Consider the following 1421-nt stretch of genomic DNA (forward strand, 5'->3'; position numbering starts at 1 on the left):
GACAGGTTCGTCATCATCCTGAGCGTCGACAAGGTGTTGTCCACCGACGAGCTGGTGATGCTGGGCAAGGCCGCGGGCGGCAGCCCGGCGCTGGCGGAGCCGGAGCCGACTGCAGCCTGATTGGAGTGGCCGGCCATTCCGCGAAGTGAAGCAGTGACATGAATTCATAACGTACTGACAAGGATGATTATTTTGTTTCCCCGACGTTTTTCAAACCTGTCCATAGGAACCAAGCTGTCCATCGTGCAGTTTGTAATGATCGGCTGCGTCATGGTGGCGGCGGTGTATGCGCTGACGGCCTATATCAGCAAGTCCATGGCAGCCAGCCACCTCGCTGACCTGGAACAGCAGAACCGTCTTGTCATCGACATGATGTCTTCCTATAACGCCAGCCTCGAGCAGAGCACGAACAAGCTGGCGAAGGTGTTCGCATCCTATTTCGACGGCGGATTCGTGCTGGATGAAACCGCCACCGTCGCCATCGGAGCGAAGGCAACGCCGGTCCTCCGGTCGGGCGCGGAAACGCTCAACCTGAATTTTTCCCAGGTGGATCGTTTCAGTGCGATGACCGACGGCGTGGCTACCGTGTTTGTCCGCAAAGGCGACGACTTCATCCGCATTGCCACCTCCATCAAGAAAGAGAACGGGCAGCGGGCCATCGGGACGGAACTCGATCGCGCCCATCCGGGATACGCCAGCCTGCTGGCCGGCCAGCCGTTCATCGGCAAAGCGAACCTGTTCGGCAAGGACTACATGACCCAATATGTGCCGATCAAGGACCGCAACGGCAAGGTGATCGGCATTCTGTTCGTCGGCGAGGATTTCACTGCCGGCTTGACGGCGCTGCGCGACAAAATATTGGCGCTGAAGATCGGCGAGACCGGTTACGTCTACGTGCTCGATGCCAAACCCGGCAAGGATCTCGGAAACCTCGTGGTCCATCCGGCGAAGGCAGGCGAAAACATCCTGGCCGCCAAGGATTCGGACGGCCACGAATTCATCAAGGAAATCCTGGAGAAGAAACGGGGCGTCATTACCTATCCCTGGATCAATGCCACCCTGGGCGAGACCGCGGCTCGCGAGAAGATCGTGGCCTACGATCACTTCAAGGAGTGGAACTGGGTCGTGGCGTCGGGCAGCTATCTCGAGGAATTCACCCGCGACAGCGTCGAGATCCGCAACGCGCTCATGCTCGCGACCGCGTTGGTTGTTCCGCTGATGCTGGCCGTCCTCTACTGGATGACCCAGATGTGGGTGACGCGCCCCCTGGCGAAAGCGACCTGGATCACTCAACGACTGGCAGAAGGCGATCTGAACATTCAGATCGATGTGGCGTCCGGCGACGAGGTCGGCCAGTTGAATAATTCGATGCGCTCGATGGTCGTCAAGCTGTCACAGATCATCAGCGAAGTGCGCAGCGC

The 1421-nt window shown here is 59.0% G+C and carries 1 protein-coding gene; it reads left to right on the forward strand.

The features are described from left to right. Positions 1 to 255: 255 nt before the first annotated feature. Positions 256 to 1421, forward strand: a 1166-nt coding sequence (locus IV098_RS14220; protein WP_296890209.1) for a Cache 3/Cache 2 fusion domain-containing protein, incomplete at its 3' end; no start/stop codon positions are given.

This window comes from Thiobacillus sp. (assembly GCF_018780105.1).
Lineage (GTDB): Bacteria > Pseudomonadota > Gammaproteobacteria > Burkholderiales > Thiobacillaceae > Thiobacillus.